This is a genomic window from Agrobacterium sp. 16-2014-1-2a (assembly GCF_053522705.1).
In genome coordinates this window covers 289,282-308,563 of sequence record NZ_JBNWBX010000007.1, presented here as the reverse complement: position 1 = coordinate 308,563, position 19,282 = coordinate 289,282, and the positions used below count along the sequence as shown (strand labels likewise).

The following is a 19,282-nucleotide window of genomic DNA, read 5'->3' as shown; positions in this document are numbered from 1 at the left end:
GGCGAGCACGACGGCGATGATGCCACCGGCCGATGCGCCGCCGACGTCGTAGCCCAGAAGCGCCGTGCGATAGATGAGGAAGGCAAGGTTGGTCGAGGCGTAGCCGGGGCCGCCATTGGTGGTGACGAGTATTTCCGCGTAAACGCCGAGCAGGAAGATCGTCTGGATGAGGATGACGACGGTGATGGCGCGGGCAAGATGCGGCAGCGTCAGGTAGATGAAGCGGTTGATGAAGTTGGCGCCATCCATCTCGGCCGCTTCCTTCTGCTCGCCATCGAGCGACTGCAGGGCTGTGAGCAGGATCAGCGTGGCAAAGGGCAGCCATTGCCAGGCGACGATGATGATGATGGAGAGCAGCGGAAACTGCGCGAACCAGTCGACCGGCTGCAGGCCGAAGAAGCGCGACAGATCGGCAAGCACGCCGTAACCGGGATGCATGATCATGTTCTTCCACACCAGCGCCGCGACAGGCGGCATGACGAAGAAGGGCGAGATGATCATGATGCGCACGATGCCCTGACCGAAGATGTCCTGGTCAAGCAGAAGCGCAATCGTAATACCGCCGATGACAGTGATCAGAAGCACGCCGCCGACGATGGCAAGCGTGTTGAAGATCGACTGGAAGAAGGCCGGATCGGTATAGAAATACTGGTAATTGAACAGGCCCGCGAAGCTGACATTGGCAGGGTTGAGGAGATTGTAGTTCTGGAACGAAAACCACAGCGTCATCGCCAGGGGCACGATCATCCACACCAGCAAAAGCAGCACCGAAGGCGCAAGCATAACCCGCGCCAGACCGCTCGTGTTTCGTGTTGCCATTGGTAGTCCCCTCCATGACCGATACCCGCAACGTCTCCGCCGGGGCATCCGAATTTAACTTGACGATTGTCTTAGCAGCGACCTTCGCCCGTCGCCGCATGGTAGGTTGCTAGCACCTGATCCACCGCGGCGATCAGAACCTCCTCCATATCCTTGCCTGCAACCGTGGCGAGCGGCAGCTCGCCGAGGTATTGGCGCAGCAGGGTTTCGGGAATTGTCTTCCCGTCAAGCGCCTTATGCAAGGCGGAAACGGCTGCGAGCGCCTCGGGCCTTGTCCAGTAATAGCGAATGCGGTCGCTGTAGCTGTAGTGACGCTGCAATCTGAGCGTGATGTCATCACCATGGTAGTGACCCTGCCAGTCGCCGGGCGCGCCGAGCATCAGCTGTTCCATGGTCCGCGCCAGCGGCCGGTCGCCATAGCCGCCGACCATCTCGGATGCGATCATATCGAGAGCGTAGAGTGCTTCGCGGTAAGCGAAGGTCAGCCCCGGACCGACTTTCAGGATCGGATATCCATCGCGCACAAGGGCGCCAAGCGCTGCTCTCGTTTGATAATCCGTCGAGTGCGCCTCAAAGACCAGTTGCGGTTCGCCGTCCAGTACGGCGCTGAGCGCCGTGGCCGCATCCGGATTGTAAGCGACGACATTGTCGCTGCCGAATTCCACGCCGGGCTGCACGACAAAGGCAATGACCCGTTCGAACGCATCGGAAAGACCGTGCTGCGCGAATATCTCACGGTGCAGGTCAATGGTCGTGCGCGCCGCCTGCGGCTCGGTGGGCGCCACCGTGTCGAGCACGTGATCGGCGCCGCCCGGCACCGGCACTTCGGTGCCGAGAATGTAAAGCGGTTTTGGCAGGCCCGCCTCCACGGCTGCCTTTTCGGCGACAGCCGCGAGTTTTGCCGCACGATTGGCAATGGTCACGTCATCCAGTGCGGCCGGCTCACCGGCGCAGCCCATCGACGCATCCAGATGAATCTTGCGAAAACCGGCTGTGACATAGGCTTCGACCATGGTGGCTGCTTTTGTCAGCGCGTCCTCGGCTTTCTCCTTGCGCCAGGGATTGGGACCGAGATGATCGCCGCCGAAAATCAGGAGCTCGCCGGGCAGTCCTTCTTCCTGCGCAATGCTGTTGACGAAGGTAACGAAGTCGCGCGGCGTCATGCCGGTATAACCGCCGAGATGATTGACCTGGTTGCAGGTGGCCTCGATCAGCACGGCTGTTTGACCGGCAGCGGCGCGGCGGATTGCGGCGCGCAGGACAACGGGGTGGGCAGAGCAGACCGAAGTGATGCCTGCGGGCTTGCCGGCACGGCGCGCGGCGGCGAGGTTTTCCAGAATGGCGGTCATAGGACTTCCTCCGACAATAGCGCGGTCATGAAGGCGTCAAGTTCGGCAAGGCTGGCAGCGCCCTCCATGGGGCCGCGCTTTATGACGTTGTGCGCGCCGGATGCATTGGCATAGGCGAGCGCTCTTTCGGGATGCATGCCGAGGCGGCGGCAGGTGAGGTAAGTTGCGCCGAAACAGTCGCCGGCGCCGGTCGGATCAATTTCCGAGACCGTCAGTCCGGGGGCGTCGATGCGGCCATAGGCGCGGCTGAAGTGGCTGGCGCCTTGCGCGCCGCGCTTCAGCACGATCTCGCCGATACCGGAGGCGAGGAGCTTTTCTATCGCTGCGTCCTCGTCATCCAGACCGGAGGCAGCTTGAAGTTCTTCGCCGGAAGGCAGCAGAAGGTCGGTGACATCAAGGAGATCGTCGATCAGCTTGCGGCCCTCGTTACCCTGCACCAGTTCCTTGCGGATGTTCGGATCGAAAGACACCGAGCCGCCGCGCGCCTTGACGCTTTTGATCGCCTCGAGAATGATCTCGCCGATACCGGCAATCGCAAATGCCGATCCCATGACGTGCACATGGCCCGCCTGTTCGATGAGAGCCTGCGCCTTATCAGTCATGTGCGTTTCGCGCGCTGCCGAATGGGCGATGTTGAAAACGAAATCCCGTGCGCCGTTTTCCCTGTAGCGGACAAAAGCGCTGCCGGTCGGCCGGTCCGCAATGGTGGCGATGGCCGATATGTCCACGCCGTCACGGCGCAGCCGCTCGATGTTGAGGCGGCCGAAATCGTCATCGCCAACCGCCGCGATAATGCCGGCGCTGCCGCCGCAACGCGCGACCTGATCGATGAAAATGGCGGGCGCGCCGCTTGGAAAGGGGCCGATCAGCGTTTGCGGCTCGAGAAAGCCGTCGCCCACTGTCGTCGCCATGATTTCCACGAGGATTTCACCCGCCGTAATGGTCGGGCCTTTCGCGTGCGGCGCAAGTGCGGATACCTGCCTCATCATCTCCTCCATATACATTCGGCTCCCACCTTTCCGGTGGGTACAAATCCCCGGCGTCCCGGCTCTGTTATTTTCCGGATATCAGCTAAAATTTACGCGCGTCAAGATATTTTTTGATGATGTTTTTGTTGCGATGCAGCAAGTAAAGCGGGTCATGTAATTATTTTTGATGACATTATCGAATTTAAAACAGCGAGTTATAGCAATATATCCAAGAGTGCTCACGTCACAGTTTATTTTTGGATGTTGACAAATGGCGCGATTTTGCGAGATAAAAATTTACGCATGTATTGTTATGCGTGGACATCCGTAAAGGAGGAGCGGGTCTCATGAGCAAATTCATTGGAATTCTGTCGTCGTCTGTGGTTGGAGCGGGCCTTTTGGCCGGACTTGCGCAGGCGGAAGAAATCAACATCGCCACCGTCAACAATGGCGACATGATCATCATGCAGAAGCTTTCCAGCGCCTGGGAGAAGGAAACAGGAAACAAGATCAACTGGATCGTGCTGGAGGAGAATGTTCTGCGCGAACGCGTCACCACCGATATCGCCACCAATGGCGGCCAGTTCGACATCATGACCATCGGCGGTTACGAAGCGCCGATCTGGGGCAAGCAGGGCTGGCTGGCTCCGGTCGATGATCTCGGCGACGATTACGATTACGCCGATCTGCTCGATCCGATCAAAAAGGGCCTGACGGTGGACGGCAAGCTTTACGCGGTGCCGTTTTATACCGAAAGCTCGTTCACCCTTTACCGCAAGGACCTGTTCGACGCGGCCGGCCTGAATATGCCTGATAATCCGAGCTACGACCAGATCAAGGACTTCGCGGCCAAGCTGACGGACAAGTCGAAACAGCAATATGGCATTTGCCTGCGCGGCAAGCCGGGCTGGGGCGAGAACATGGCTTTCCTCGGTACCATGATCAATACCTATGGTGGACGCTGGTTCGACATGGACTGGAAGCCGCAGCTGACGAGCGAGCCGTGGAAAAAGGCGATCTCGGATTATGTTGCGCTGATGACCTCCTACGGCCCGCCCGGTGCAGCGACCAACGGCTTTAACGAGAACCAGACGCTGTTCGCATCCGGCCATTGCGCCATGTGGATCGACGCCACCTCGGCTGCGGGACGTATCTACGATCCCAAACAGAGCCAGGTTGCCGACAAGACCGCTTTCACGCGTGCTCCGGTAGAGGCAACGCCGAACGGATCGAGCTGGTCGTGGTCATGGAACCTTGCAATTCCGAACACCACGAAGAAGCTCGAAACCGCCAAGTCATTCGTTAAATGGGCGACCTCGAAGAACTATGTGAAGACGGTCGGCGAAAGCGAAGGCTGGGTCGCCGTGCCGCCCGGTACGCGCAAATCCACCTATGAGCTGCCGGAATACAAGAAAGCCGCACCCTTTGCGGATACGGTGCTGAAAGCCATCATGTCCGCCGATCCGTCGAAGCCGACAAAAGATCCGGTTCCCTATACCGGTGTGCAGTTCGTCGCCATACCGGAATTCCAGTCGATCGGCACGGTTGTCGGCCAGCAGATTGCGGCAGCACTCTCCGGCCAGCAGACCGTCGATACGGCGCTCGAAGGCGCCCAGAAACAGGTCGAGCGTGATATGACCCGCGCGGGCTACATCAAGTAGCCGCGTCCTCCCGGCGTGCCGCCCGTTCGTCACTTTGGCGGCGGGCGGCATGGGTGGGGCTGGCGCACCCGCCGCCCTCATTCCTGTGCTTGTCACAGGAATCCAGTCAGCCCAAGTCCTTGGGCTGAAAAGGACTCTCTCGCCACGCACACGCGCGTCGGCTGGATTCCTGTGACAAGCACAGGAATGAGGGGAGTGAGAAAATCGCATCTAACACAAACGCGCATGGCCGAGTTCATCCATTACCCGCCATGCATCACGGAGATCGACATGAGATTGAAGAACAAGGTCGCGCTGATTACCGGCGCCGCCCGCGGCATCGGCCTTGGTTTTGCGCAGGCTTTCGCCGATGAGGGTGCAAAGGTCATCATCGCCGATATCGATATTGCCAGGGCGACCGCTTCTGCAGCCGCTATAGGCCCATCCGCCAAGGCCATCCGTCTGGACGTGACTGACCTTGGTCAGATCGATGCGGTTGTAAAGGCGGTCGATGAGGAATTCGGCGGCATCGATATTCTCGTCAACAATGCCGCGATCTTCGATATGGCGCCGATCAACGGCATTACCGAAGAAAGCTATGAGCGGGTTTTCGACATCAATCTCAAGGGGCCGCTTTTCATGATGAAGGCCGTCTCCAATGTCATGATCGCGCGTGCGCGCGGCGGCAAGATCATCAATATGGCGAGCCAGGCCGGTCGGCGCGGTGAGGCGCTCGTGACGCTTTATTGCGCTTCCAAAGCGGCGATCATTTCCGCCACGCAGTCGGCGGCGCTGGCGCTCGTCAAACACGGCATCAACGTCAATGCGATTGCGCCGGGTGTCGTGGATGGCGAGCATTGGGAAGTGGTCGATGCGCATTTCGCCAAATGGGAAGGCTTGAAGCCGGGTGAGAAGAAGGCGGCGGTGGCCAAATCCGTGCCGATCGGCCGTTTCGCCACGCCGGATGACATCAAGGGCCTTGCAGTTTTCCTCGCCTCGTCCGACAGCGACTATATTCTCGCCCAGACATATAATGTCGACGGCGGCAACTGGATGAGCTGAAAAGCCGGAGATGACCATGCATGCGATTCAATTCGTCGAGAAGGGACGAGCCGTGCTTACGGACGTGCCCGTCGCCGATCTGCCGCCGGGGCATGCCCTTGTCCGGGTCAAGGCTTCGGGGCTGTGCCATACCGATATCGACGTGCTGCATGCGCGTTACGGTGACGGTGCCTTTCCCGTCATTCCCGGCCATGAATATGCCGGTGAAGTTGCGGCGGTGGCGGCAGACGTCACAGGCATCAAGGTCGGCGACAGGGTTGTCGTCGATCCCAATCTGCCCTGCGGCACCTGCCCCAGTTGCAGGAAAGGGCTTACCAACCTTTGCAGCACGCTGAAGGCCTATGGCGTTTCCCACAATGGCGGTTTTGCGGAATTCAGCGTGGTGCGCGCCGACCAACTGCATGGCATAGGTTCCATGCCCTATCACGTGGCAGCACTTGCCGAACCGCTCGCCTGCGTCGTCAACGGCATGCAGAGCGCGGGTATTGGCGAGATTGGGTCGGTGCCGGGCAATGCGCTTGTTTTTGGCGCCGGCCCCATCGGCCTGCTGCTCGCCCTGTCGCTGAAATCACGCGGCATCGCGACGGTGACGATTGCTGACATCAACGAAAGCAGGCTGGACTTCGCTGAAAGTCTTGGACTTCAGACGGCGGTTTCCGGGTCTGAGGCGCTGCTGCGGCAACAGAAGGCATTCGATTTCGTGGCGGATGCGACCGGCATCGCAGCTGTTGCGGAAGCAATGATCCCGCTGGTCGCGGATGGCGGCACGGCGCTGTTTTTCGGTGTCTGCGCGCCGGATGCCCGTATCTCGGTTGCGCCTTTCGAAATCTTCCGGCGGCAGCTGAAGCTTGTCGGCTCACATTCGCTGAACCGCAACATACCGCAGGCGCTTGCCATTCTGGAAACGGATGGCGATGTCATGGCGCGGCTGGTGTCGCACCGGCTGCCGCTTTCGGATATGCTGCCGTTCTTTATGAAAAAGCCGTCCGATCCGGCCACGATGAAAGTGCAATTTGCAGCCGAATGATCGTTTGGCCGTTGATAACCGTATTCGACCGGCTTTTCGTGCGAAGGCCGGTCGATATAGAGTACCACATGTAATATTTCATGGGGGCAAGCACTTTGGCCAAATCTATCAGGACGATGGAAGAGTTCTCGGAATTCGTCGGCCTTTCCCGCCCGACTGTTTCGAAATACTTCAATGATCCGGCCTCGGTCCGCAAGAAGACGCGGGATGCCATCGAGGATGCGCTGAAGAAGTCGGGCTTCCGACCGAATATCTTCGCCGTCAACCTCAACCGCCGCCGCTCCAATATCATCGGCATCATCATTCCCAACTCAACCGACCCGTTCTACATGGCGCTGACGAGCCGTATCGAACTCATCGCCAACGAGGCGGGGTTCCTTGCCTTCGTGCTGTCGTCCGACGGCAAGGCGGAAATCGAGGATCGGGCCATCCGCACCTTCAAGTCGATGAATGTCGCGGGCGCCATCATCGCTCCGCTCGGCGTCAAGTCCCATCGCGCCACGCTAGAGCAGCTGGCGGCCAGCATACCGATCGTCTATGTCGATTCTCCACTCGACGAAACCTCGGCCTTCGTCGGCACCGACAACCGCCAGAGCGTCGGGCTGATGGTGGATTATCTCTGCCGTTCGGGCGAGCCGCCCTGTTTCTTCGACATGCCGCAGGTCAATACCAACGCCGCAACGCGCCGCACGGCCTATGAGGAGGCGATGCAGCGTCTTGGTTTCGAGCCGCATGTCATCGGTGTTCCCGGCACCGTAACCTGGGATTTCGAGCGTTTCGCCTTTGATGAAGCGACCCGGTTACTGGATGGGGCAGGGCATTTGCCCTCCCGCACTATTTTATGCGCCAATGACCGTATCGCCTTCGGCGTCATCGCCGCCGCCTTCCAGAAGGGCATCAGGGTCGGCCATGGCACGGATTACGATCTCAGGGTAGCCGGCCATGACGATCATCCGCTTTCGCGTTATGCCTGCCCGCCGATTACTACGGTGGCGCAAAATTACAACGAGATCGGCAGGCTATCGATCGAACTTCTGCTGCAGAAGTTGAACGAGGAGGCGGATGACACGACACGGATGCGCGAGCGCATTCTCCTCAGTGCCGATCTGATGCTGCGCAAATCGGCTTGATAGTTTGTTAGAAAAATTAAAAGAAAAATCTGTTTTTCTAAATAGAACTAATATTTGAACGCTCCTACTCTGTTCCCAGGGTTGCTTTGGGAGGCGACCGCGGGAGCCGGCGCAAGTGTGTGCCGGGATCCGGGAGGAACGCAGAAACGTCATGTCTTCGGTGCCGCGAGGGTTAACCCTTCGTAGCCTCGGTATCGCATGGCCTTCGCCGGGCTGACTGGGCACTCTCGCCAGCAATTTCCCCAGCGAAGGATGTCAAAACATGAATCTCTATTCTCTTCTGTCGCAGCGCGCAGCCGGTGGCAAGCCCGTCAGGGTGGGTCTCATCGGTGCCGGCAAGTTCGGTTCCATGGTTCTGGCGCAGGCGCAGCGCATCGCCGGTTTCCACATGGTCGCCGTCGCTGATCTCAATGTCGGCAAGGCGCGGGAATCGTTTGACCGCGTCGGCTGGCCGAAGGAGCGTTATGACGCGACGAGCTGCGCCGATGCGCTGAAGAGCGGCAAGACCTATGTGACTGACGATGTGAACGAACTGTTCGCCTGCGGCGAGATTGAATGCGTGATCGAGGCGACCGGCCATCCGCTGGCTGGCGCGCGCCATGCGCTCGGAGCCATCGACCACAACAAACATGTCGTCATGGTCAATGTGGAAGCCGATGTGATGGTCGGGCCGATCCTGGCCGAAAAGGCGAGGGCCAAGGGCCTTATCTACTCCATGGCTTACGGTGACCAGCCGGCCCTGATCTGCGAATTGGTCGATTGGGCACGCGCCACCGGCTTCGAGGTCGTTTCCGCCGGCAAGGGGATGAATTTCGAGCCGCGTTACCGGTATTCGACGCCTGATACGGTCTGGAGCTACTTCGGCTGGACTGACGAGGAAGTGGCCAAGGGCGACTTCAATCCGAAAATGTACAATTCATTTACCGACGGCACCAAGGCGGCCATCGAAATGGCGGCGGTCGCAAACGGCACGGGGCTGGATTGCCCGGATGACGGTCTGGCCTTCCCGCCCGCAGGCCTGCATGATCTCGCCCGCGTCTTTCGCCCTGCTGCCGATGGCGGCCGCATGTCGCGTTCCGGTCTCGTGGATATTGCCGCAAGCCAGGAGCCGGATGGTCGCGAGGTGTTTAATAACATCCGTTACGGCGTTTTCGTCACCTTCAAGGCGCATAACGAATATGCCCGCGCCTGCTTCAAGCAATATGGACTGCTGACCGATCCTTCGGGCTGGTACGCCTCTATGTGGCGTCCGTTCCACATCATCGGTCTCGAAACTTCGATAAGCGTGCTTTCGGCCGTACTGCGCAATGAGGCCACCGGTTGCTCGAAGGAGTTCCGCGGCGATGCGGTCGCGACGGCAAAGAAGGACATGCAGCCCGGCGAAATGCTTGATGGCGAGGGCGGTTACGCGGTTTGGGCCAATGCCATCCCTGCCACCCGCAGCCTCGACATCAAGGCGCTGCCGATCGGCCTTGCCCATAATGTCAAGCTGAAGCGCGCCATCAAGAAGGATCAGATCGTCAGCTTCGATGATGTGGAACTGGTGAGCGACCTGGATGTGGTGAAGCTTCGCCAGGACATGGAAAACCAGTTCCGTCCGCAAAAAGACGCTGCGGCGTGATGGACGGAGAACGGGACATGCCGAATGGAGCTTTCGTGGTAATCGCGGAATTCCGGGTCAAGCCTGACGCGATGGATGCCTTTCTTAACGCAGCGCAAGATGATGCCACCCATTCGGTTCAGGATGAACCGGGTTGCCGGCAATTCGATGTGGTGCGGCCGGAATCCGGAAACAACGTGGTGTTCTATGAGGTCTATGACAGCCGCGAAGCTTTCGACGACCATCTGAAAACACCCCATCTCGACCGGTTTCGCGAGGCGTTTCCCGCCCTCATCGAAGAAGAGTTGCCGGTTCGTTTCCTCAACCGGCAATGGCTTTGAAGGGTGGAAAAAATGCAGGACATCCGCGAAATCGCTGTCATCGGAACGGGCATCATGGGTGCACCCATGGCGGCGCGTCTGGCGGAGGCCGGTTTTTCTGTCAAGGCCTGGAACCGCAGTGCTGAAAAAGCTGCGGTTCTGGCGGCAAAGGGCGTGCAGCCGACGGCCACGGCTGCCGAAGCTGTAGCCGAAGCCGATGTCGTGCTCTGTATGCTGAGTTCCGGGCCGGTCTGCGACGAGGTTCTGCTCGGCGCCTCGGGTGTCGTTTCCACCATGAAGCCTGGTGCATTTCTGCTGGTGATGAGTTCGATTCCGGTCGACAGCGCACGGGAACAGGCGGAGGCGGCAAAGGCTCATGGCGTCGCTTATGTCGACGCACCGGTTTCCGGCGGCGAAAAAGGGGCGACTGAGGGAACGCTCGCCATCATGGCCGGCGGTAAGCAGCGGGATGTGGACGCATTGCGGCCACTCCTCAATTGCCTCGGCCGCGTCACCCATGTCGGTGCGGTGGGCTGCGGTTCATTGGCCAAGCTGGCCAACCAGCTGATCGTCGCCTCGACGATCTGTGCCGTAGCGGAAGCTTTGACCCTGGTTGAAGCGGGGGGAGCCGACCCGGCGCAGGTGCGCCAGGCTTTGCTTGGCGGTTTTGCCGAGTCCACCGTCTTCCGCCAGCACGGCAAACGCATGGTGGAAGGCGATTTCCGCCCCGGCGGGCCGGCGAAATATCAGCTGAAGGATACGTCCACGGCGCTGGCTTTCGCCAAGAGCCGTGGCCTGACATTACCGGTCGGCGAGGAGGTTGACCGGCTGTTCCGCTCCATGGTCGAGCATGGCGCGGGCGAGCTTGATCACAGCGGTGTGATCCTTGAAGTTAAACGCATGAATGCGTTCGGAGGAACGCTCGAAACTGTTTAGAGACAACAACGGGAGGAACACATGAAAATTTCAAAACTTTACGGGCTGGCTCTTGCCGCCACCATGCTTGTTGCATCGATCGCGCAGGCGGAAACGCTCACGCTTTCGACGCCGGATTCCGATACGTCGGAAATCACGCTCGCGGCCAACAAGTTCGCCGAGATTGTTTCGAAGAAGACCGACGGCAAGCTCAAGATCAAGGTGTTTCCGAACGGCACGCTTTATGGCGGCGATCCTTCGGCGGGCGTCAAGCAGCTGGCCGGCGGTTCGCTCGACATGCTCTTGAACTCGACATCGCTTTACGCAACGTTCAATCCGAAATTCACGGCCATCGCCATTCCCTATCAGTTCCGCGATATCGACCAGTTGCGGGTCTATCTCGACAGCGATCTTGGCAAGGAGCTTTCCGGCGATCTGAGCAAGATCGGCATTCTCGGGCTCGATCTCTGGTCTCGGCCGTTGCGCCAGATCACCAACTCCAAGGCGCCGATCAAATCGCCTGCCGATCTCAAGGGCATGAAGCTGCGTGTGCCGAACAATCCGCTCTGGGTCGAATTCTTCGGCGCCATGGGTGCTGCCCCGACGCCGATGGCCTTTGCGGAAGTCTATAACGCGCTCCAGCTGAAAGTCGTCGACGGGCAGGAAAATCCGGTCAACGTGCCTGTCAGCGCCAAGCTTTATGAAGTGCAGAAATACCTGACGATCAGCAACCACATCGCTGACGCCTGGGTGCTGGGCATGAACCCGGCCCGTTTCGAAGGCCTCGACGAAGGCTTCAAAACGGCGTTGAGGGACGCGGCCACGGAAACCGAGCTGTGGAAAGCCGAGAACGATGCTGCCGATATCGACAAGTCGCTCGCAACGCTGAAGAAGAACGGCATGGAGGTCAACACGCTGACCGACGACGAGCGCAAGGCTTTCGTGGCTGTCGCGACTGGTCTTTCGGCAAAATTCTCCGCCCTCGTGAAAGATCAGGCGTTTTTCGACAAGACGCAGGCTTTCCTCAAGACGAACTGACGCCGCCAGTGAAAGGAGGGTCGGGCTTGCACCGATTAGCAACCCGGCCGCTCCCATCGTCAGCAAGGGTTGCCTTGCCGTAGCGGCAGGGTGGCATTCGTTTTACCGGATATCCGGTTTCAGCAGTGGAAGGGTATTGTCATGCGCGATACGAAACCGTCGGTGCTCGGCACCATCGTCAAGGTCATCGCTGATGTCGCCGCCGGGGCGGCCTGTTTCGGTATTCTTGTCGTCGTTCTTCTCCAGGTCATTGGCCGCCTCATCGGCAGCCCGCTCCCCTGGACCGAGGAGGCGACGCGCTTTCTCTTCATCTGGATGGTGTTCCTTGGCCTTGCCGCCGGTTTCCGCACTGTTGAAAGCGCGCGGGTCGTGGTGTTTCTGGTGCTGTTCCACCGCCTGTTCAGGCGGTTGGCGGTGCCGATCTATGTCGGTTCTTCGGTGTTCTTCTTCGGCATGATGGGCTGGACGGGCTTCACCTTGGTGCGCCAGCAGATCATGATGAACGAGACCGCCGCGACCTTGCCCATCCCCATGTGGACCATCGGCATGGTTCTGCCTGTCTCGGCCGTCATCGCCGTGCTGGCCATCATCGAATCGCTGCGCAGCAGGCGGGACCTGATCGCGCTCCCCGAGATCGGTATCCCCGCGGACGAGATCGCCCACGCCGATATCTCTATTTCAGCAGGACATTGAGCCATGTCGGTCTTTCTTCTCATCGCCTTTTTCGGTCTCAGCATGCTGGGTGTGCCGCTCGCCATCGCTTTGGCGCTCGCCAGTGTCGGCACGCTGTGGCTCTTCACCTCCATGCCCATGGACCTTCTGTCCCAGACGATGTTCTCGTCGATGAACTCTTTCCTTCTCGTCGCCGTGCCACTCTTTATTCTGGTCGGTACGGTGATGGAGCGCGGGCGTGTGGCGGAGCGCATCTTCGATTTCGCCGAGGCGATGGTCGGCTGGCTTCCCGGTGGACTTGGCCACGTCAACGTCATTTCGTCGGTCATCTTTTCCGGCGTCTCCGGCTCCTCGGTCGCCGATATCGCCTCTGTGGGCGCAATCGAAATCAAGGCCATGGAGCGACACGGATTTCCAAAGGGTTATGCCGTCGGCATGACGCTCTGCACATCCACGCTCTCCTCCATCATCCCGCCGTCGATCCTGATCGTGATTGCCGGTTCCATCGCCAATGTGTCGATCGGCACGCTGCTCATTGCGGGTCTGGTGCCTGGCCTCTTCATCGCCTTCGCTTTTCTTGTCTTTAACCACTTCTATTCGGTGCATTACGGCTACAATCCGCCGACGCCCTTCAATTTCCGTCTGGTTATCGTCACCGGCCTTCGCGCCATCCTGCCGATGCTCACGCCGCTGATCCTCATCATCGGTATCGCCAGCGGCCTGTTCACGCCGACGGAAGCCGCGGCCATCGCGGTTGTTTATGTGGCCGTATTGGGTGTGCTGGTCTACCGCACGCTGCCGGTTCGCGAATTGCCGGAAATACTGATCTCCACGGCCCGCATTTCCGGCACCATCCTGTTCATCGCCGCCACCTCGCAGCTTGCCGCCTGGGTCTTCACCTTCGACGGCCTGCCGGAACAGGTGGCCGAGCTTTTGAAGGCGATGAACCTTGGGCCGATGTCGGGCATGCTGGTGATCTTCGTTTTCCTGCTGATCATCGGCATCTTCATGGAGGCTATCCCTGCCATGTTCATCCTCATTCCGGTGCTGATGCCGCCGGTGGAGGCGCTGGGCATCGATCCGATCCACTTCCTGATCGTGACTGTCATGACGCTGACACTCGGCCTTGTGACGCCGCCGGTCGGGGTCTGCCTGTTCGCGGCAGCACAGGTGGCGAACATGAAGATCGAGGACGTCATTCGTGGTTCGCTGGCGCCAATGACGGTGCTGACACTCGCCATATTCGCACTCGTGCTTTTCCCGGTGCTGACGCTCGGGCCGATACGGTTGATGGGTCTTTATTGAGACTGAAACAGGGAGCCTGAAGCATCAGACAACGCGACGGGCACGCCACTCGTCGCGTTGTTTTCGCATCCACTCCAGAAACAGCGTCACTTTTCTCTGACGCAGGTGGGAATGCGGGCAAACGATCCATTGCGTGACGAGCTTGATGCGGGGCGCATCGGCCACGGCCGGGATCAGCATTCCGCGTTGCAGTTCCTGCTCCATCATCAACGTGCTTTCCAGCGCCACGCCGATGCCCAGAACGGCGGCGTCTATGGCCATGTGGCTGCGATCGAACAGAACGCGACGCCAGCGCTTTTCAGCCGTCACGCCGGAAAGCGGGAACCAGTGGTTCCATTGCGCCTGCGCCTTGACCGAGTGGATAAGCCGTTGGTTCTGCAAATCTTCGGGCAGGAATGTACCGGCACCGGGCATGTCCGGTGAACAGACCGGCAGGAACTCCTCCTCCACGAGTCCTTCCACAAACAGGCCCGGCCAGCGGCCATCGCCATGGCGCAGCTCTATGTCGACAAGCTCCTGCGAAAAATCGGTCGGCTCGTTGGTGCCGTCAAGGCGCACTTCCAGTTCGGGATGCTCCTCCAGAAAGGAGCCGAGACGCGGCAGCAGCCATTTGTTGGAAATGGTCGGGGTTGCCCTGATTGTCAGCGTGGTCACCGAGCGGAAGCCGCGAATACTTTCGGTGGCATCGGTGATCTGCTCGATCTGTGCAGTGATCATCGAGAAGTACCGCTCGCCCGCCTCCGTCAGCGTCACCTTGCGGCCGGTCCGCGCCATCAGCGTCGTGCCAAGCTGGCCTTCAAGCAACTGGATCTGCTGGGAAACGGCTGAAGGCGTAACGCTCAGCTCTTCCGCCGCCCGCGAAATGCTGCCCGCCCTTGCCGCAGCATGAAAGACGAGGATCGATTTTATCGGTATCTGCATGTGGCTGGTCTTCGCTCAACGAATTACGGCAGTCACCGTGATTATCACAGGTGACTGCCGTGACGAAACGCTTGAGAGCGTAGGGTCTTTACCGGTGGCTCGGCAACTTTGGCAAAAGCACGGTCAACAGGCCGAGCAGCGGCAGGTAGGAGCAGATGCGATAGACGAACTCGATGCCTTCCTTATCCGCATAGATCCCGAGAACCGCGGCTCCGATGCCACCGAAGCCAAAGGCGAAACCGAAGAACATGCCGGCGATGAGACCAACGCGCCCGGGTACCAGTTCCTGCGCGAACACGACGATTGCCGAGAAGGCGGAAGAGAAGACGAAGCCGATGACGACGACGAGAACGGTCGTCCAGAACAGGTTCGCATAGGGCAGCATCAGCGCGAAGGGAATGACGCCGAGGATCGAGAACCAGATGACGACGCGCGAGCCGAAGCGGTCGCCGATCGGACCACCGAAGAAAACGCCCGCCGCAGAAGCGCCAAGGAAGAGGAACAGCAGAACCTGCGCATCCTGCACGCCCAGCCCGAACTTCTCGATGGTGTAGAAGGTGAAATAGCTGGAAAGGCTGGCGAGATAGGCGTTCTTGGTGGCGGTCAAAACCACCAGCACGGCAAGCGTCATCATCACGGTGCCGCGTGCCAGCGGAAGTGCGCGGCTGGCCGGAGCCTTGCCGACATTCGCGCGGCGGTGGCGGGTATACCAGACGCCGACCCAGGACAAGACGGCAAAGCCCATCAGCGCGATCAGTGAGAACCAGCTGAGGCTGGCTTGACCGAACGGGATGACGATGAAGGCGGCCAGCAGCGGGCCGATGGCCGTGCCTGTATTGCCACCAACCTGGAAGAAGGACTGTGCCAGACCGTGGCGACCACCAGATGCCAGACGGGCAACGCGGGACGCCTCCGGATGGAAGATCGCCGAGCCGACACCGATCAGGCAGGCGCCGATTACGAGCACCTCGAAGCTGTGAGCGAATGCGAGCGTGATGAGGCCGGCACAGGTCGAGAGCATGGCGACTGGCAGGGAGAAAGGCATGGGCCAGCGATCGGTCACCATGCCGACGACCGGCTGCAACAGCGATGCCGTGACCTGAAAGGCGAAGGTGAGCAGTCCGATCTGCATGAAGTCGAGCGCATAATTGGCCTTCAGCAGCGGATAAAGCGACGTCAGTAGCGATTGCATGATGTCGTTGAGCATGTGGCAGAAGCTGGCGGCTGCAATGATTGAAAACGCCGTGCGTTGCGGGCTGAACCCGGTGCTGGTGACGGTGGCCATGATGTATCCTCTCCAGATTCCCCGCGAGAGACGGGAAACGTGTCTTTATTTCTTCCCGCTTTTATTCATATTGTTTCTGGCCTGCTTTCGTGTTCTGGACGAGTTTCTTTGTGAATGGGCCAAATGGGAAAAATCAAATCGCTAAAACCCGCCCGTCTGGCGGATGACGACCATGAGCGCAGCCTGAAATTGATCGACGGCACCAACGAGCCGGTGCTGGCGCTTCACCGTGCCTATCCGACAGGACACCGTACCCCGGTCCACAGCCATGGCCGGGTGCAGATATGGTGCGCACGCCAGGGCGTCGTGCTGGTCAGCACCGCCGCCGGGCGCTGGATGATACCGCCCGGTCACGGGCTTATCATTCCAGCCGGGCTGAAACATGAGGCTGAGATCATCTCAACGGTGGAGATGCATTCGATCTACGTTCACCCCGATCTGTTTCAAGCCGGGGCCCCAAGGGTGGTGGAAATTACCGCCCTTGCCTCCAGCCTGATTTCGGAATTGCTGGGCGAGGAGTTGCAACCTGCCGCTTTTCACCGGCAGGGACTGGTGCGGGCGCTTCTGCTCGATGAGGTCAACCGTCTGCCGGAACGCCCGCTGGGATTACCCTTTCCCGATAACCAGCGTCTTGCCGGTCTTTGCCGCGAGTTCCTGAAAAAGCCTGTGGCCAGAGTGGAAATCGATGACTGGGCCGCCGCCATGGGCATGAGCCGGCGCTCCTTTACGCGGTTATTTCGTAAAGAGTTGGGGGTGAGTTTTGTCACCTGGCGCCAGCAGGCCTGCATTTTTGCGTCTTTGCCGAGGCTTGCCGCGGGCGAGGCGGTGACCAATGTGGCGCTGGATGCCGGTTATGAAAATATTCCGGCTTTCACCACCATGTTCCGGCGAATGCTCGGCAATTCGCCCCGCGCCTATCGCAAGGCGGCAGGCCAGCGCAGTGCCGGCTACTCCGATTTTGAAGAGGCGGAAAATTAAGCCGCCGTCGCGCGCATATCGCGGCGGAAATCGGAAGGCGACATGCCGGCGATCTGACGAAACGCCTTGTTGAAGGCGCTGACGGAGCCGAAGCCGCTTTCCATGGCAATCTGCAGAATATTGTCCTTGCCGTTCATCAGCATCGCCTGGGCGCGGGAAAGCCTGAGCAAGGTCAGGTATTTGATCAGCGTCATGCCGGTGGATTTGCGAAACAGGTTCATCGCATATTTCGGATGAAGCGAGGCGGCGCGGGCAATTTCGGTCGCGTCGATGTCGTCTAGAAAATTGGCGGCAATGAAATCGCACATGCGTACCACGCCGATTGAGGGCGCCATGCTCTCGTCGTTCTCTTCCCGTTTGCCGCTGACGGCGGAGGATATGACGGTATAGGGCTCGAGGAACATGCGCTCCACCCGCAGCAGCAATTCCTCCACCGCGTGCTGCGCCTTGGCCGGATCACCCGACGTGACGTAACGGAACCAGCGGCCGAAATTTTCCTCGTCGGCCCGGTCCGTCTGCGCACTCACCATCGTTGCGCCGCCCATCAGCAGGCTGGAAACCGCAGCCGGCAGGCGCATGCGGAAAAAATGGACGAGCGGCAGATGCGCGCCCGCATAAATCGAATCATCGGAGGAACGGTCCATCTGGTGCGGCTGGCCGCCCCAGAAAATGCACATCTGGCCGGCATCGAGCGAAAGGTCGTGGTCGCCCATCCGGTAATGTACGGATCCCGACATCACATAGTTCACCTCCACCTGCGCATGCCAGTGCGGCCTGAGCATGATGGGCGGGTGGTTGTAAAAAAGCTGGAGCGTGGTCGGCATGCCTTCGATGCTGCTTGCACCCGGCTGGTAGAAGGCTCTTTCGGCAATCTTACTTTCCGCCAAATCGATGTTCCCTTTGTACGAGACAGATTTCCTGCCGCCGGTAATGTGCCCATGTTCGCTAAAGAACGGCAATTGAAAAAAGGGAGGTTTTCAATGTGCTTTAAATTTCTTGGCGCGTCGACGGCTCTGGTGCTCCTTGCAGCACCGGTAATGGCGCAATCCGAGACCGTAACCATCTGGAGCTGGAATGTCGCCGCATCGGCGCTTAAATCCACTGTCGAAGGGTTCAACAAGCAAAATCCTGACATCAAGATTGTTGTTGAAGACCTTGGAAACGATCAGGTTTTCGACAAGACGCTGGCGGCTTGCGCAGCGGGTGGCGACGGCCTCCCGGATATTGTAACGGTCGAAAATTTCGAGGCGGAACTGTTCTGGAGCCGGTTCCCGGATTGTTTCACGGATTTGACTGCACTTGGCTATACGCCTGAAAAACAGGCGCTTTTTCCTGACTTTAAGCGCACGGAACTGGAGGTCGATGGCGTAGCTTATGCGGTGCCTTGGGATTCGGGTCCGGTGGCCGTTTTTTACCGGCGCGATTTCTACGAAAAGGCTGCTGTCGATCCGGCCACCATCAAAAGCTGGGATGATTTCATCGCGGCTGGCAAGAAGGTCATGGCCGCCAATCCCGGCACCGTGATGGCGCAGGCCGATTTCAACGGCGACAGCGAGTGGTTCCGCATGATCGCCAACGAGCAGGGATGCGGTTACTTTTCGACCGACGGCCAGAACATCACCATCAACAAACCTGCCTGTGTCGCGACGCTTGAAAAGATCAAGCAGATGAGGGATGCCGGCATCATCACGGCTGCGATCTGGGATGAGAAGATTCAGGCCAATACTGCCGGTAAGGCCGCGAGCCAGATGTATGGCGCCTGGTATGAAGGCACGGTTCGCTCCGGCTCTCCCGGTCTTTCGGGCAAGTGGGGTGTCTATATGATGCCGAGCCTTACGCCTGACGGTCCGCATGCAGCCAATCTCGGTGGCTCTTCGCTGGCGATAAGTTCGGCGTCCAAGCACAAGGAAACCGCCTGGAAGTACATCGACTACGCGCTGACCACCAATGAGGGGCAGGTGACGATGCTGAAGTCCTTCGGCCTCGTTCCCTCGCTTCTCTCCGCCATCGATGATCCTTTCGTCAAGGAAAAGCAGCCCTATTGGGGTGGGCAGGCGGTCTGGACCGATATTCTGGCGACCCTGCCGAAAATCGTGCCCAGCCGTGGCACCGCGTTCCAGTCGGATGCAGATGCGATCTACAAGGCGACGCAGACCAAATATTTCGCGGGTGGTTATACCGATGCGAAAGCAGCTCTCGACGATGCCGCAAAGCAGATCGAAACGGCCACGGGGCTGCCGGTCGCGGAATGAA

The 19,282-nt window shown here is 59.4% G+C and carries 18 protein-coding genes; 12 read left to right on the top strand and 6 right to left on the bottom strand.

Annotated elements, in window-relative coordinates:
• From ACQZ45_RS20695 to ACQZ45_RS20685, 3 genes are all read right to left on the bottom strand, one after another.
• A partial coding sequence (locus ACQZ45_RS20695; RefSeq protein ID WP_448742515.1) for a carbohydrate ABC transporter permease occupies positions 1 to 819 on the bottom strand: 819 nt, incomplete at its 3' end.
• A 71-nt stretch (positions 820 to 890) separates the two neighbouring features.
• Positions 891 to 2,168, bottom strand: a complete 1,278-nt coding sequence (locus tag ACQZ45_RS20690) for a D-tagatose-bisphosphate aldolase, class II, non-catalytic subunit (protein WP_035199362.1) — start codon at positions 2,166 to 2,168, stop codon at positions 891 to 893.
• Entirely contained in the window at positions 2,165 to 3,172 is a 1,008-nt protein-coding gene (locus tag ACQZ45_RS20685) for a tagatose kinase (RefSeq protein ID WP_161986949.1), read from the bottom strand. The genes ACQZ45_RS20690 and ACQZ45_RS20685 overlap by 4 nt, the downstream gene beginning before the upstream one ends.
• Positions 3,173 to 3,483: 311 nt before the next feature.
• Here ACQZ45_RS20685 and ACQZ45_RS20680 point away from each other — a divergent pair, with 311 nt between their 5' ends.
• The 10 genes from ACQZ45_RS20680 to ACQZ45_RS20635 all read left to right on the top strand — a co-directional run bounded on the left by ACQZ45_RS20680 (position 3,484) and on the right by ACQZ45_RS20635 (position 13,845).
• On the top strand, positions 3,484 to 4,797 hold the full coding sequence (locus ACQZ45_RS20680; RefSeq protein WP_448742514.1) for an ABC transporter substrate-binding protein: 1,314 nt from the start codon (positions 3,484 to 3,486) through the stop codon (positions 4,795 to 4,797).
• Positions 4,798 to 5,067: 270 nt separating this feature from the next.
• The gene (locus tag ACQZ45_RS20675) at positions 5,068 to 5,838 is read left to right on the top strand and encodes a galactitol 2-dehydrogenase (protein WP_025595922.1); all 771 of its coding nucleotides are present in this window, start codon (positions 5,068 to 5,070) and stop codon (positions 5,836 to 5,838) included.
• A gap of 16 nt (positions 5,839 to 5,854) precedes the next feature.
• Positions 5,855 to 6,865 (top strand): D-altritol 5-dehydrogenase, encoded by a 1,011-nt coding sequence (locus tag ACQZ45_RS20670; protein ID WP_448742513.1) that lies wholly within the window; start codon positions 5,855 to 5,857, stop codon positions 6,863 to 6,865.
• Between the two features lie 116 nt (positions 6,866 to 6,981).
• A complete protein-coding gene (locus ACQZ45_RS20665) occupies positions 6,982 to 7,995 on the top strand; it encodes a LacI family DNA-binding transcriptional regulator (protein WP_019566487.1) in 1,014 nt (337 codons plus the stop codon).
• 262 nt (positions 7,996 to 8,257) lie between these two features.
• Positions 8,258 to 9,616: an NAD(P)H-dependent oxidoreductase gene (locus tag ACQZ45_RS20660; protein ID WP_003517962.1), complete on the top strand. Its 1,359-nt coding sequence runs from the start codon at positions 8,258 to 8,260 to the stop codon at positions 9,614 to 9,616.
• Between the two features lie 17 nt (positions 9,617 to 9,633).
• The gene (locus tag ACQZ45_RS20655) at positions 9,634 to 9,936 is read left to right on the top strand and encodes a putative quinol monooxygenase (protein ID WP_003517960.1); all 303 of its coding nucleotides are present in this window, start codon (positions 9,634 to 9,636) and stop codon (positions 9,934 to 9,936) included.
• Positions 9,937 to 9,948: 12 nt separating this feature from the next.
• On the top strand, positions 9,949 to 10,851 hold the full coding sequence (locus tag ACQZ45_RS20650; RefSeq protein WP_112192324.1) for an NAD(P)-dependent oxidoreductase: 903 nt from the start codon (positions 9,949 to 9,951) through the stop codon (positions 10,849 to 10,851).
• A 21-nt stretch (positions 10,852 to 10,872) separates the two neighbouring features.
• The gene (locus ACQZ45_RS20645) at positions 10,873 to 11,868 is read left to right on the top strand and encodes a DctP family TRAP transporter solute-binding subunit (RefSeq protein WP_060642674.1); all 996 of its coding nucleotides are present in this window, start codon (positions 10,873 to 10,875) and stop codon (positions 11,866 to 11,868) included.
• A 141-nt stretch (positions 11,869 to 12,009) separates the two neighbouring features.
• Positions 12,010 to 12,561 (top strand): TRAP transporter small permease, encoded by a 552-nt coding sequence (locus ACQZ45_RS20640; protein WP_003517954.1) that lies wholly within the window; start codon positions 12,010 to 12,012, stop codon positions 12,559 to 12,561.
• Positions 12,562 to 12,564: 3 nt separating this feature from the next.
• Positions 12,565 to 13,845 carry a TRAP transporter large permease gene (locus ACQZ45_RS20635; protein ID WP_003517952.1) on the top strand — a complete coding sequence of 427 codons (1,281 nt, stop codon included), beginning with the start codon at positions 12,565 to 12,567 and terminating at the stop codon, positions 13,843 to 13,845.
• A gap of 24 nt (positions 13,846 to 13,869) precedes the next feature.
• Here ACQZ45_RS20635 and ACQZ45_RS20630 read toward each other — a convergent pair whose 3' ends face one another.
• Both ACQZ45_RS20630 and ACQZ45_RS20625 read right to left on the bottom strand, forming a co-directional pair.
• Positions 13,870 to 14,766 carry a LysR substrate-binding domain-containing protein gene (locus ACQZ45_RS20630; protein ID WP_112192323.1) on the bottom strand — a complete coding sequence of 299 codons (897 nt, stop codon included), beginning with the start codon at positions 14,764 to 14,766 and terminating at the stop codon, positions 13,870 to 13,872.
• Positions 14,767 to 14,854: 88 nt separating this feature from the next.
• On the bottom strand, positions 14,855 to 16,051 hold the full coding sequence (locus ACQZ45_RS20625; protein WP_003517947.1) for an MFS transporter: 1,197 nt from the start codon (positions 16,049 to 16,051) through the stop codon (positions 14,855 to 14,857).
• Positions 16,052 to 16,174: 123 nt separating this feature from the next.
• Here ACQZ45_RS20625 and ACQZ45_RS20620 point away from each other — a divergent pair, with 123 nt between their 5' ends.
• A complete protein-coding gene (locus tag ACQZ45_RS20620) occupies positions 16,175 to 17,029 on the top strand; it encodes an AraC family transcriptional regulator (protein ID WP_112959762.1) in 855 nt (284 codons plus the stop codon).
• On the opposite strand, the gene ACQZ45_RS20615 is transcribed toward ACQZ45_RS20620, so the two are convergent.
• Positions 17,026 to 17,916 (bottom strand): helix-turn-helix domain-containing protein, encoded by an 891-nt coding sequence (locus tag ACQZ45_RS20615; RefSeq protein WP_013761428.1) that lies wholly within the window; start codon positions 17,914 to 17,916, stop codon positions 17,026 to 17,028. The genes ACQZ45_RS20620 and ACQZ45_RS20615 overlap by 4 nt on opposite strands.
• Positions 17,917 to 18,009: 93 nt before the next feature.
• Between ACQZ45_RS20615 and ACQZ45_RS20610 the strand changes: the two genes are divergently transcribed.
• The gene (locus ACQZ45_RS20610) at positions 18,010 to 19,281 is read left to right on the top strand and encodes an ABC transporter substrate-binding protein (RefSeq protein ID WP_112959761.1); all 1,272 of its coding nucleotides are present in this window, start codon (positions 18,010 to 18,012) and stop codon (positions 19,279 to 19,281) included.
• The last annotated feature ends 1 nt before the right edge of the window (position 19,282 follow it).